12 protein-coding genes are annotated in these 12,759 nt (G+C 38.9%); 11 read left to right on the top strand and 1 reads right to left on the bottom strand.

The annotated features are described in order from the left end of the window. Positions 1–263: 263 nt before the first annotated feature. Both rpoE and J0N78_RS12255 read left to right on the top strand, forming a co-directional pair. On the top strand, positions 264–788 hold the full coding sequence (gene rpoE / locus J0N78_RS12260; RefSeq protein ID WP_209123389.1) for a DNA-directed RNA polymerase subunit delta: 525 nt from the start codon (positions 264–266) through the stop codon (positions 786–788). 422 nt (positions 789–1,210) lie between these two features. Beyond that, positions 1,211–2,848 carry a CTP synthase gene (locus J0N78_RS12255; protein ID WP_247747275.1) on the top strand — a complete coding sequence of 546 codons (1,638 nt, stop codon included), beginning with the start codon at positions 1,211–1,213 and terminating at the stop codon, positions 2,846–2,848. A 136-nt stretch (positions 2,849–2,984) separates the two neighbouring features. On the opposite strand, the gene J0N78_RS12250 is transcribed toward J0N78_RS12255, so the two are convergent. Next, positions 2,985–3,533, bottom strand: coding sequence for a DUF2529 family protein (locus J0N78_RS12250; RefSeq protein WP_209123387.1), 549 nt, complete (start codon positions 3,531–3,533; stop codon positions 2,985–2,987). A gap of 384 nt (positions 3,534–3,917) precedes the next feature. On the opposite strand from J0N78_RS12250, the gene J0N78_RS12245 reads away from it, so the two are divergent. The 9 genes from J0N78_RS12245 (at position 3,918) to J0N78_RS12205 (ending at position 12,051) form a co-directional block, all read left to right on the top strand. Beyond that, complete coding sequence (locus J0N78_RS12245; protein WP_209123386.1) at positions 3,918–4,292, top strand: response regulator; 375 nt, start codon at positions 3,918–3,920, stop codon at positions 4,290–4,292. Positions 4,293–4,536: 244 nt separating this feature from the next. Next, a complete protein-coding gene (gene fba / locus J0N78_RS12240) occupies positions 4,537–5,400 on the top strand; it encodes a class II fructose-1,6-bisphosphate aldolase (RefSeq protein WP_209123385.1) in 864 nt (287 codons plus the stop codon). 109 nt (positions 5,401–5,509) lie between these two features. Further along, positions 5,510–6,154 (top strand): fructose-6-phosphate aldolase, encoded by a 645-nt coding sequence (gene fsa, locus J0N78_RS12235; RefSeq protein WP_209123384.1) that lies wholly within the window; start codon positions 5,510–5,512, stop codon positions 6,152–6,154. Positions 6,155–6,414: 260 nt separating this feature from the next. Beyond that, the gene (locus J0N78_RS12230; protein ID WP_209123383.1) at positions 6,415–7,701 is read left to right on the top strand and encodes a UDP-N-acetylglucosamine 1-carboxyvinyltransferase; all 1,287 of its coding nucleotides are present in this window, start codon (positions 6,415–6,417) and stop codon (positions 7,699–7,701) included. A 91-nt stretch (positions 7,702–7,792) separates the two neighbouring features. Next, positions 7,793–8,758: a class II fructose-bisphosphatase gene (glpX, locus tag J0N78_RS12225; RefSeq protein ID WP_209123382.1), complete on the top strand. Its 966-nt coding sequence runs from the start codon at positions 7,793–7,795 to the stop codon at positions 8,756–8,758. Between the two features lie 311 nt (positions 8,759–9,069). Continuing rightward, positions 9,070–10,347: a transcription termination factor Rho gene (rho, locus tag J0N78_RS12220; RefSeq protein WP_209123525.1), complete on the top strand. Its 1,278-nt coding sequence runs from the start codon at positions 9,070–9,072 to the stop codon at positions 10,345–10,347. Between the two features lie 131 nt (positions 10,348–10,478). After that, positions 10,479–10,724 (top strand): type B 50S ribosomal protein L31, encoded by a 246-nt coding sequence (locus J0N78_RS12215; RefSeq protein ID WP_209123381.1) that lies wholly within the window; start codon positions 10,479–10,481, stop codon positions 10,722–10,724. Between the two features lie 162 nt (positions 10,725–10,886). Continuing rightward, positions 10,887–11,498: a thymidine kinase gene (locus J0N78_RS12210; RefSeq protein ID WP_209123380.1), complete on the top strand. Its 612-nt coding sequence runs from the start codon at positions 10,887–10,889 to the stop codon at positions 11,496–11,498. Positions 11,499–11,586: 88 nt separating this feature from the next. After that, on the top strand, positions 11,587–12,051 hold the full coding sequence (locus J0N78_RS12205) for a YajG family lipoprotein (RefSeq protein ID WP_209123379.1): 465 nt from the start codon (positions 11,587–11,589) through the stop codon (positions 12,049–12,051). Positions 12,052–12,759 lie beyond the last annotated feature (708 nt).

Below are 12,759 nucleotides of genomic sequence, written 5' to 3'. Positions count from 1 at the left end.
CTTAATTGTTCATACTACTCTTTTTGTTTCACAAAGGACGTCAAGGAGTAGATATTAGAATTTTTTTCAACATTTCTAGCATATTACCATGAAATATGTTTATAATGAAAAGTATGATTTTTTATACTTGAAAAACCCAAACTTTATTAAGGTTAAAGTGAAGAAAAACGCGATAGGTAGTCACTTAAGGTTGACGATCAGCGCTGTTTTAGCTAAAAATGGATACATAATAGATGAATGATGTGAAAAAGGAGTGCGTAAGTATGAGTATTAGTGCATACAGCCGTGAAGAATTAGAAGAATTATCAATGGTTGAAGTAGCATTTCACGTATTAAAAGAAGAAAAACAAACTTTCTCTTATTTTGATTTAATCAAGCGTGTTGTTGAGCTTAAAGGTATGTCAGAAGAGCAAATGAAACAACGCATTTCATATCTTTATACGGAATTAAATGTAGACGGCCGATTTATGTGTATTGGCGATAATGTTTGGGGACTTAAAGCTTGGTACCCAATTGAGAAAATTGAAGAAGACATCATCACAGCAAAACCGCGAAAGAAAGCTAAAGCTACTGATGATGAAGATGAAATTGATGTTGATGAAGATTTCGAGGACTTTGAAGATGAGTTTGAAGAAATTGAAGATGAGCTTGATGAATTAGCGGATGATGAAGATAGTGATGATTTTGAAGAGGAAGATTTAGATGGCTTCTCTGATGATGATGAAGAAGAGGAAGAGTTTGAAGAAGATGACGAAGAAGCTATAGAAGATGATGATGAACTAAGCTAAACTTGTCAGTGAAAAGGACAGAAAGCTTCACAAAGATCCGTTTTAATCACGTATATCTGATCTTGACTTTTCTTGTCGAACTAGGTAAAATCATTTTTGGGCTATTGAATAAGTAATACATTCGTATATAAAACTGTAGATATAACAAAAGTGAGTGCCCCCTTTTTTAGGGATAGGTCTCACTTTTGTTTTTTTATTTGGTTCTTTCGGCATGACAAGGATATACTAACCAACATACAGTTACATACTTGGCCATCCAATGAATGAATTTATTTTTTTATATAAGAGGTTGATCAAAAAGTCTGGGGGATCCTTCAAGCGTGCTACTCGAAACTGCACCGCCTCGAACTTCTCGGATCTTTTTGTCCGCCTTTGTGAACACCAATTAACAGATAAATATTTTTCAAAAGGGGTAGATGAGATTGAGTACGAAGTATATTTTTGTTACCGGAGGCGTTGTTTCTTCATTAGGAAAAGGAATTACAGCTGCTTCTCTTGGCCGTTTATTAAAAAATAGAGGAGTAAAAGTTACTATTCAGAAATTCGACCCATACATTAATGTCGACCCAGGAACGATGAGTCCTTACCAGCACGGGGAAGTATTCGTTACTGATGATGGTGCAGAAACCGATTTAGACTTAGGTCACTACGAGCGTTTTATCGATATTAACTTAAGTCAAAATAGTAATGTCACTACTGGAAAAATTTACTCAACGGTTATTAAAAAAGAGCGTCGCGGTGATTATTTAGGTGGAACGGTTCAAGTCATTCCACACGTGACCAATGAAATTAAAGAGCGTGTATTCCGCGCTGGGCGTGAAACGAAAGCCGATGTTGTCATTACAGAAATCGGTGGTACAGTTGGAGATATCGAGAGCTTACCGTTCCTTGAAGCGATTCGCCAAATTAAGAGTGACGTTGGTGTAAACAATGTAATGTATATCCACTGTACATTAATTCCTTATTTATCTGCCGCTGGAGAAATGAAATCAAAGCCGACTCAACATAGTGTAAAAGAGCTTCGTAGTCTGGGAATACAGCCAAATGTCATCGTCGTTCGTACTGAAAAACCAGTACCTCAAGAGATGAAAGAAAAAATCGCTCTGTTCTGTGATATTGATAAAAATGCTGTGATTGAAGCAAGAGATGCAGAAACGCTATACCAAGTACCGTTAGATCTTCAAGCTCAGCATTTAGATGATATCGTTTGTAATTATTTAAGTCTCAAGTGCGGCGATGCGGACATGGTTGAGTGGAAAGCGCTAGTGCAAAAAGTACAAAATCTCTCGAAGAAAACGAAGATTGCACTCGTTGGAAAATATGTAGCTTTACCAGATGCTTATTTATCTGTTGCTGAAGCGCTTCGTCATGCAGGTTACGCGTTTGATTCGGATATTGAAATTAAGTGGGTGAACTCAGAAGAAGTGACTTCCGAAAATGTAAAAGAATTATTAGGAGAAGTGGATGGTATTTTGATTCCAGGTGGCTTCGGTGATCGCGGAATTGAAGGGAAAATTGCAGCACTTCAATATGCTAGGGAAAATAAAGTACCAATGCTTGGAATTTGTTTAGGTATGCAGTTAGCTTCTATTGAATTTGCGCGAAATATTCTTGGATTAGAAGGTGCTAATTCGGCTGAATTAAATCCAGAAACGAAGTATCCAATCATCGACCTGTTACCAGAGCAAAAAGATGTAGAAGATATGGGTGGAACGTTGCGTCTTGGATTGTACCCATGTAAGCTTGTGGAAGGTAGCGTTGCGCACCGTGCTTATAATGAGCAAGTCATTTATGAGCGCCATCGTCATCGTTATGAGTTTAATAATGAGTATCGTCAGCAAATGGAAGAAAAAGGATTTGTGTTCTCTGGCACAAGCCCAGATGGTCGCTTAGTTGAGATTATTGAAGTAAAAAATCATCCGTTTTTCGTAGCGTCTCAATTCCATCCGGAGTTTGTATCAAGACCAACAAGACCACAACCGTTGTTCCGTGAATTTATAAATGCTTCACTTAATAAAGAAGCAGAACAAAAGGAAACGACGACAAACGGAGCAGTATAAATGAAAACAAAAGAGGTGGACGCTAATATATAGCTGTCCGCCTCTTTTTTGGGGTTAAGTGTCATGGCAGTCTATTAGGGAACCGAAATTAGTAAAACAGGTTGAAACGCTAAAGCTACCACCCCTTCGTCTAAAGCTACTCATACTCCGCTAAAATATCAGCGGTCGTTAAATATAGGCAATGATAAACGAATAGGGCGAGAAGCGATGTCGGTGTTCCGATCCGAGTGCCGTCATCTTTAGGGATCATTGGGGCTGCCTGAAGTTCGATCGATAATTCGGTAAAGTCGATTAACCCGCTGTCTACTTCGTCCTTATCCTTACCCTTATCCACTCTACCGATAATCGTAATAAAATCCTTATTTTGCTCAAAAACTAAACGAGCCAATTGAAGAGCTGCTTTGTCATGATTAGTAGGGGAGAAAATAAGAACCGTATCTTGGTCTTCAAGTAGTGGGATCTCACACGTGCTCTCGATTACTTTTATATTTTCAAAGCGGTCATTTCCGTATATTGCTTGCGGGATTACACTCTCCATTTCACCTGTGGCAAACAAGTAAATCGAATGCCCACTAACGATAGATTGGGCGAGCATTCGGCTGCAATCTTCAAATAATTCTTCATGTTTTTCTTTCACTAATTTTAATTTTCCACTTAATTGTGTCGTAAAAATTTGTAACATCATCGACTACCTTTCTTAAATAATAGCTGTTTTCGTAAACTTTGTTGCTATTGGACCGTTTTTTGAACATAAATCAGACCTAATGGACAAATTCATTTGTCCATCTGACTGATTTATGTTCAAAGGCTTCACGCCAAAGCGTGAAGAACCAAGCTTTCGCTTGGTTAACGGTCCAATAGCTAAAAGCAACAATCTTTTAGAAAAGAGCCTAAATAATAGTTGCCTGGTACCTAAACTTTTTCTCAATTGAATATAACTAAAAAAGAAGGAAATCACAAATCAATAGAGAATATAATAGAGTGGCTATGAATGTAAAGAATATATAAGTAGGTCGGATAGGTGAAAAATAATAATATAAAAACAATACATAAACTGGAGGGAAGTCGGGTGGCAAAAAAAATACTAGTAGTAGATGATCAATACGGAATTCGCGTATTGTTAAATGAAATTCTTCAAAAAGATGGGTACCAAATGTTCCAGGCCGCTAATGGAGTACAAGCATTGAAAATCGTTGAAGATGAAGTACCAGACTTGGTTTTATTAGATATGAAAATTCCTGGGATGGATGGTCTTGAAATTTTAAAACGAATTAAAGAAATTAAACCGAATGTTGATGTCATGATGATGACAGCCTACGGTGAACTCAATATGATTAATGAAGCACTTAACTTAGGAGCGATTAACCACTTCGCAAAACCTTTTGATATTGATGATGTTCGAAACGTAATTAAAGATAATTTTAATGCGAAAAATAACTTGTGATAATGTAAGCGTATTAAAAAAATTTAAAAAACAAAACTAAGGCACTTTTTTTACAAACCCAGTTGTTATGCTATAATGAGTACGTTCATGTTAACTTACCACACTTGGAAATCATTAGATTACATAGTATATTTTTTCGGATATTTCTACTTTATTTAGGGTATCTTGAAAAAGAATTTACCCGTGGATATAGGTAAGTTGACCGTGAGCTAGACTCAGTTTTTATTTTAAGGAGGATGAAGAAATGCCTTTAGTTTCAATGAAAGAAATGCTTGAAAAAGCCAAAGCTGAAAAATACGCTGTTGGACAATTTAACTTAAACAACTTAGAGTTTACTCAAGCGATTTTATTAGCAGCTGAAGAAGAAAAGTCTCCAGTTATTTGTGGAGTTTCAGAAGGTGCAGCTCGCTATATGGGTGGCTTCAAAACAGTTGTCAACATGGTTAAATCGTTAATGGAGGAATACAAAGTTACGGTTCCTGTAGCGATTCACTTAGATCATGGCTCTAGTTTTGAAAAGTGTGTAGAGGCGATTCATGCTGGATTTACTTCAGTTATGATTGATGGTTCTCATCACCCTCTAGAAGAAAATATTGCCATCACAAAGCAAGTGGTTGCAGTTGCACATGCTTTAGGGGTTTCAGTAGAAGCAGAGCTTGGGCGTATCGGTGGTCAAGAGGATGACTTAGTTGTTGATGAGGCAGAAGCGGCATATGCGATTCCAGCTGAGTGTGAGCAATTAGTTCGTGAAACAGGTGTTGATTGCTTTGCTCCTGCACTTGGTTCGGTTCATGGTCCATACAAAGGCGAGCCTAACTTAGGTTTTGATCGTATGAAGGAAATTGATGACCTAGTTGGTATTCCTCTCGTTCTTCATGGTGGTACGGGTATCCCGACAGCGGACATTCAAAAAGCGATTGAATTCGGTCATGCAAAAATAAATGTAAACACAGAAAGCCAAATTTCATCAGCGAAGGCAGTACGTGAAGTATTAGCTGAAAAGCCTGATCTTTATGATCCAAGAAAGTACCTTGGACCAGCTCGTGATGCGATTAAAGAAACGGTTAAAGGTAAAATGCGTGAATTTGGTTCATCAAATAAAGCATAAATAACCATTTGTAAGAGTTAAAAGTAGAATAAATACCCTTCTACTTTTAACTCTTCATTATTAGATGTAATAAAATTAATAATCAAAAATGATGGATAGGGGGAGCAAGATGAAGTTCTTTATCGATACAGCTAATATTAACGAGATTCGAGAAGCAAATGACTTAGGTATTCTAGCAGGAGTGACGACAAACCCATCACTTGTAGCAAAAGAAGGTGTTGATTTTCATGAACGTTTACGTGAAATTACAGCGATCGTTCCAGGTTCAGTAAGTGCAGAAGTGATTGCTTTAGACGCTGAAGGGATGATTGAAGAAGGGAAAACATTAGCAGCTATTGCTCCTAATATTACAGTGAAAGTACCAATGACAGTGGACGGGCTGAAAGCAGTTCATGCCTTTTCTGAATTAGGAATTAAAACAAATGTAACGCTTATTTTCTCTGCAGTTCAAGCGCTACTTGCTGCAAGAGCAGGTGCTACCTACGTATCTCCGTTTCTTGGGCGCTTAGATGATATTGGACATAATGGCTTAGAATTAATCACTCAAATTGCTGAAATTTTTGACGTTCATGGAATTCAAACGGAGATTATTGCTGCATCGATAAGACATCCGATCCACGTGAGCGAAGCTGCGGCTAGAGGTGCACATATTGGAACTATTCCTTATAAAGTTATTCATCAATTAGTAAAGCATCCGTTAACAGACCAAGGAATTGAAAAGTTTTTAGCCGATTGGGAAAAACAACAAAAGTAATTTAATGTACAACACACTAAAAAGCGGCTGACTCGAAAAAAGAGTAGTAGGCACCTCAATGAATGTGAGGGGCTAAATACTTATGGGTCAGCTTTTTCACGTGTTAATACCCTAATGATATGAAAAAATACTTAATTTTTTAAAAAACACCTTTATCCGATTTGAAATTGGTTATAATGGTAAGTATGTGTGTGATATCAAGAGCGGTTTTATACATCATTCACTTGAAAAATGACGATTGGATGAGGAAGTGAATCAGTATGGAGAAATTACTTATTGAAGGTGGTTACCCTCTAGAGGGAACAGTACAAATTAGTGGTGCAAAAAATAGTGCTGTAGCCCTGATTCCGGCAGCGATATTAGCTGATTCCACTGTAACAATTGATAATTTACCGAAAATATCAGATGTTCAATTATTGGCAGATTTGTTAGAAGAGATCGGTGGAACGGTCGATTTGAAAGACCATGAGATTATCGTTGATCCAAAAGACATGATCGCGATGCCTTTACCGAATGGAAAAGTAAAGAAGCTTCGTGCTTCATACTATTTAATGGGGGCCATGCTTGGTAAATTCAAAAAAGCAGTGATTGGGTTACCCGGTGGCTGTAACTTAGGACCAAGACCAATTGATCAACATATTAAAGGATTTGAGGCGCTAGGAGCGACTGTTACGAACGAACAAGGCGCGATTTATCTGCGAGCAGATGAGCTTAGAGGTGCTAAAATTTACTTAGATGTTGTCAGTGTTGGAGCAACCATTAACATTATGTTAGCTGCAGTAAGGGCAAAAGGCCGTACCATTATTGAAAATGCAGCAAAAGAACCAGAAATTATTGATGTAGCTACATTGCTGAATAGTATGGGCGCTAAAATTAAAGGGGTTGGAACGAATGTCATTCGTATCGACGGTGTAGATGAGTTATCCGGATGCCGTCATTTGATTATTCCTGACCGTATTGAAGCGGGTACGTACATGATTATGGCCGCAGCTATGGGGCAAAAAGTATTAATAGATAATATTATTCCATACCACGTTGAATCGTTAATTGCGAAGCTTCGTGAAATGGGTGTGAAAATAGAAGTGAATGACGATCAAGTATTGATTCACAACCACCGTGAAAAAACAGGTGTCGATATTAAAACCCTAGTATATCCTGGTTTTCCAACTGACTTACAGCAACCGATTTCAACGTTACTCACTCAAGCACAAGGAACAAGTATCGTAACGGATACGATTTATAATGCCCGTTTTAAACATATTGATGAGTTACGGCGAATGGGAGCGAATGTAAAAGTAGAAGGTCGTTCAGCGATCATTGCAGGCCCTACTAAACTTCAGGGAGCAAAAGTAAGAGCGAGTGACTTGCGTGCAGGTGCGGCTCTTATCATTGCAGGGTTATTAGCTGAAGGTGTTACTGAGTTAACTGGACTTGAGCATGTGGATCGAGGATATGAGGATCTCGAAAATAAACTTTTACAATTAGGTGCTAAAGTTTGGCGTGAAAAAATGTCAGATGAAGAAGCAGAACAAGTCAAAAGCTCGTAAACGCATGCAATTGTAAGAGTCGGATGAATGTGGAGAAGAGGTAATCGTAACGAACAGCTTTACGAAAATTAAATAAAAGGGGAGAATGAATATGGAACGAAGTCTATCAATGGAACTTGTACGAGTAACGGAAGCAGCTGCACTCGCATCTGCTCGCTGGATGGGCCGGGGCAAAAAAGAAGAAGCAGACGAAGCAGCAACAGGAGCCATGCGTGATGTGTTCGATACGATTCCGATGAAAGGTACTGTTGTTATCGGTGAAGGCGAAATGGACGAAGCTCCAATGCTTTACATAGGAGAAAAATTAGGGACAGGCTATGGTCCTCGTGTTGATGTGGCTGTTGATCCGTTAGAAGGTACAAATATCGTTGCATCTGGACAATGGAATGCGCTTGCAGTTATTGCAGTGGCAGACCATGGATGCCTATTACATGCACCAGACATGTATATGGATAAAATCGCAGTCGGACCTGAAGCGGTTGGGAAAATAAATATTGATGCACCGGTCATTGATAACCTAGCTGCGGTGGCGAAAGCGAAAAATAAAGATATTGAAGATTTAGTAGTAGCCATATTAAATCGCGAACGTCATGCAACCATGATTAAGGAAATCCGTGATGCTGGCGCAAGAATTAAGCTTATGCCTGATGGTGATGTAGCAGCGGCAATTAATACAGCATTTGAAGATACGGGTGTAGACATAATGCTAGGCTCGGGTGGTGCTCCTGAAGGTGTATTAGCAGCGGTTGGCTTAAAGTGTCTTGGCGGAGAACTTCAAGGGAAATTATTACCGCAAAATGAAGAAGAACTAGAGCGTTGTCGAAAAATGGGCATCGAGGATCCTACTCGAGTTTTAATGATGGATGATTTAGTAAAGGGCGATGACGCCATTTTTGCAGCAACCGGAGTAACGGATGGTGAATTATTAAAAGGGGTTCGCTATAAAGGTGTAACTGCTGTGACTCAGTCGTTAGTTATGCGTGCAAAATCAGGTACAGTGCGATTTATCGACGGTAAACACAGTATGAAGAAGAAGCCTGATTTAGTTATAAAATAATTGATAATATACCAACATTTGGATGCCGGTGGGAACCTTTTCCTATCGGCATCTAAATTTTTTTGTGGAAATTTTAAATTGGTGATTGAATAAATCACTAGAGTAAGGTTAAAATAGTAATTATACGCAAAGCGAATCTACATTTCCAAAAATGCTATTAAACTTCATTTTACTCCTTCTTTCAAAAAAAGATCGTTTCCCAAATGAATTTTACGTTCATTTTATCCAAGTATACAGGTAAATTAAAAAAATTTTTGATTTTTAATAAATACTGGTTTGTTTTTAGTAAAAAAGAAAAGCGTGGTGTCCCAATGGGAATTAATTTAGCAGAATTAGAAAATAAGAAGCTCAAGGAATTATATGAGCTAGCCAAAGAATACAAAGTGTCTTACTATAGCAAGTTAAATAAAAAAGAATTAATCTTTGCGATTTTAAAGGGACAAGCTGAAAAAGACGGCCTTATGTTTATGGAAGGTGTCCTTGAAATCATTCAAACGGAAGGATTTGGATTTTTACGTCCAATCAATTACCTCCCGAGCCAGGAAGATATTTACATTTCAGCATCTCAAATTCGCAGATTTGATTTACGAAATGGAGATAAAGTTTCAGGTAAGGTTAGACCACCTAAGGAAAACGAACGATATCATGGACTTTTGCACGTAGAAGCAGTGAATGGTGAAGATCCAGATACATCAAAAGATCGACCTCACTTTCCGGCATTAACCCCTCTTTATCCTGAAGAAAAAATTCAACTGGAAACGTCAAACCCAAGAAAAATTTCATCGCGAATTATCGATGTGATTTCACCGGTTGGTTATGGTCAACGTGGACTAATCGTCGCGCCACCGAAAGCGGGTAAAACATCATTATTGAAGGAAGTTGCTAATAGTATTGCGGAGAACCAACCTGATGTTGAGCTGATTGTTTTATTAATTGATGAGCGTCCTGAAGAAGTAACTGACATCGAGCGTTCCGTAAAAGCCGAAGTCGTAAGCTCGACGTTTGATGAAGTACCAGAAAACCATATTAAAGTAGCAGAATTAGTCCTTGAGCGAGCAATGCGACTCGTTGAACATAAGAAAGATGTTGTGATTTTAATGGATAGTATCACTCGTCTAGCGCGTGCGTATAATCTTGTCATTCCTCCAAGTGGAAGGACACTATCAGGTGGTATTGACCCTGCGGCGTTCCACCGTCCGAAGCGGTTCTTTGGGGCAGCGAGAAATATTGAAGAAGGTGGAAGCTTAACAATCTTAGCGACGGCATTAGTAGAGACGGGCTCTCGTATGGATGATGTGATCTATGAGGAATTTAAAGGAACAGGAAATATGGAGCTTCACTTAGATCGTAAGCTAGCAGAACGTCGTATTTTTCCAGCGATCGATATTTTACGCTCAGGTACGCGTAAAGAAGAATTGCTATTACCAAAGGATCAGTTAGAAAAAATGTGGGCGATCAGAAAAACAATGACCGATGCACCAGATTTCATCGATCACTTTATTCGTCGAATTAAAGAAACAAAGACGAACGAAGACTTTTTTGAAGCGATGGAAAAAGAGATGAGTGGATATAAAAAAGTGAGAAGGTAAACTTCCAATTTTATTCAGTTGTCTTTAATCAAAATAAAGTTGCAAAATGATCTTTGCCTTGTTATAATTTCGTCATGTGTGATTTTAAACTCTGTTTCGAAAAGATTCAGGGCGGAAGGAGTTGAGAACGAATGAAACCAGAAATCCATCCAGAATACCGTAAAGTTGTATTCCTAGATACTAGTACTGGATTTAAGTTTCTAAGCGGTTCTACGAAGTACTCAAACGAAACGATTGAGTGGGAAGACGGTAACGAGTATCCATTACTTAAAGTGGAAATTAGTGCTGATTCACACCCATTCTACACTGGTAAGCAAAAGCTTGCTGATGCTGGTGGCCGTGTTGACCGCTTCAAGAAAAAATATAATCTTAAGTAATGCTCGATCAGGAAGATAACAGGCAAGTAACACACTTGCCTGTTTTTTCATATTAAGATAAGAAAGTGATGGCTAGCTACAGTGTCCAGTGTCTAGTGGACTTCGCTAACCGGACACTTTCGCTTTTCTTTCTGGATACAACTTATAAGGTGGGAACGTTTCATGTACTTAATGAAGAAAGAAGGCTGGGTTGAGGTTATTTGTGGAAGCATGTTCTCTGGAAAATCAGAAGAATTGATTCGACGAGTCCGCCGAGTCAGCTACGGAAATTTAAATGTACAAGTGTTTAAACCTGTATTAGATAATCGTTATAGTGAAGTTGAAGTCGTTTCACACAGCGGATCGAAAGTAATGGCGCTGCCGGTGGATCAGGCAATCGATATTTTAGAACTTGTAAAAGATGAAACGCAAGTGATTGCTATCGACGAAGTTCAGTTTTTTGATGAAAATATCGTTGGTGTTGTAGACCAATTGGCTAACAAAGGGAAAAGGGTCATTTGTGCTGGTTTAGATCAAGATTTCCGCGGCGAGCCATTCGGGCCGATGCCGCTTTTACTTTCACTAGCTGAAGAAGTTCAAAAGCTCCATGCGGTTTGTCCGTGTTGTGGAGCACCAGCGAGTCGAACGCAGCGACTCATTGAAGGACGACCGGCGAGCTACCATGATCCGATCATTTTAGTCGGAGCTTCTGAAAGCTATGAGCCACGCTGTCGTCATTGTCATGTTGTCCCCGAAAAACCACAGCTCGTTAACGCTAAAAAAGTAAGAAACTAAGGTTGGGTAAATTTGTTCGGTAAGTAATAGCTCGTTACGGGCACTCTATTAATGCAGCTTCATGAATGTAGCAATGGAGGTGCCCTTTATGAAAAAGTTCATCATTGGCTGTGGAGTAAGTGCATTACTTTTATCAGCTTGTACGCCGGCAACCCCACCACAATCGTTAGATGAAAATCCAACAACTGGGCAGCGGGTGACAGGTCAAGACATTAGCTATGGGATGTTAGGTCCTGGTCCGATTAATTACCACGTCATTAATCATCGACCATTCATTGACCATGAAGGAGAAATCAATCATAGCGCGAGTTTCCGTACACTAACACCAGAGAGACAAGACTTAGGTGATGACCAAGATAAAATAAGGGAAATCATCGTGCAAGAAGGCTTTGCGCCAGGAATGATTATTACGGCTGGGAGCCATGCTTGGGTCACCGTCACAAGTGATGGAAACTTCGAGGGGGAAAAAAGAGAGAAAAAATTACAGGAATTACGAGCTGCGCTACAGCGAGGAATTCCCCGGTACCAAGTTCATCTAAATACAGGTGAATAGTTGTATGAGGTTGACTCATCGTTAAAGTGCTAGTACTTCTCATTTCATGAGGGGTTTTAACTTTTCGATGAGCCAACCTCTTTTTTGTAATTTTAGATTGGTTTCTTAATCTTTGGATATTGGATTTTGTCAATTATTGTCGAGAAATCGATAAATGAGCTAAAGTTGAAAATAAAACACGATAAGTTGAAAATAGAACAGCTAAAGTTGAAAATAAATCACGATAAGTTAAAAATAAAGGCTCTTTTCTCAAAGATTGTTGCTTTTAGCTTTTGGACCGTAAGCCAAGCGGATGCTTGGCTCTCCACGCATAGCGGAAGGTTTTGAAAATAAAATAGCCGTTCAGACAAATGAATTTGTCTTGAAAAGCCTATTTTATTTTCAAAAAACGGTCCAAAAGCAACAAAGTTTACGAAAACAGCCAAAATAAAACAGAATAAAGTCTCAAGTGATCATCTTCACTTGAGACTTCATTCATCGTAGAGTGATTTTGTTCAAGGATAAAGGAGTGTAAATTTCGAGGATGTCTAGCTGCTGGTGTCATCGGCTCGAGGTCGCTTCGGTCCATCAAACGTGTCTAAAAGTCAAGACACTAATTGCTGGCCCTCCAGCGCTTGTCGCCGATAAGCGACACCTTCCGCTTTTCTTGTCTAGCTGCAGCGCCCACCGACTAGCGAGACTTCCCTCACCTCTGTACGATAAGTCAAC

The organism is Alkalihalobacillus sp. BA299, from assembly GCF_017745675.1.
GTDB lineage: Bacteria > Bacillota > Bacilli > Bacillales > Bacillaceae_F > Alkalihalobacterium.
The sequence above is the reverse complement of the archived record's forward strand: the minus strand, read 5'-3'. Positions and strand labels throughout refer to the sequence as shown.

What these genes read in the sequence shown, in the direction of transcription:
- rpoE (WP_209123389.1), top strand. Translation starts at nt 264, where the DNA reads ATGAGTATTAGTGCATACAGCCGTGAAGAATTAGAAGAATTATCAATG.
- J0N78_RS12250 (WP_209123387.1), bottom strand. Translation starts at nt 3,533, where the DNA reads ATGATGTTACAAATTTTTACGACACAATTAAGTGGAAAATTAAAATTA.
- fba (WP_209123385.1), top strand. Translation starts at nt 4,537, where the DNA reads ATGCCTTTAGTTTCAATGAAAGAAATGCTTGAAAAAGCCAAAGCTGAA.
- fsa (WP_209123384.1), top strand. Translation starts at nt 5,510, where the DNA reads ATGAAGTTCTTTATCGATACAGCTAATATTAACGAGATTCGAGAAGCA.
- J0N78_RS12230 (WP_209123383.1), top strand. Translation starts at nt 6,415, where the DNA reads ATGGAGAAATTACTTATTGAAGGTGGTTACCCTCTAGAGGGAACAGTA.
- glpX (WP_209123382.1), top strand. Translation starts at nt 7,793, where the DNA reads ATGGAACGAAGTCTATCAATGGAACTTGTACGAGTAACGGAAGCAGCT.
- rho (WP_209123525.1), top strand. Translation starts at nt 9,070, where the DNA reads ATGGGAATTAATTTAGCAGAATTAGAAAATAAGAAGCTCAAGGAATTA.
- J0N78_RS12215 (WP_209123381.1), top strand. Translation starts at nt 10,479, where the DNA reads ATGAAACCAGAAATCCATCCAGAATACCGTAAAGTTGTATTCCTAGAT.
- J0N78_RS12210 (WP_209123380.1), top strand. Translation starts at nt 10,887, where the DNA reads ATGTACTTAATGAAGAAAGAAGGCTGGGTTGAGGTTATTTGTGGAAGC.
- J0N78_RS12205 (WP_209123379.1), top strand. Translation starts at nt 11,587, where the DNA reads ATGAAAAAGTTCATCATTGGCTGTGGAGTAAGTGCATTACTTTTATCA.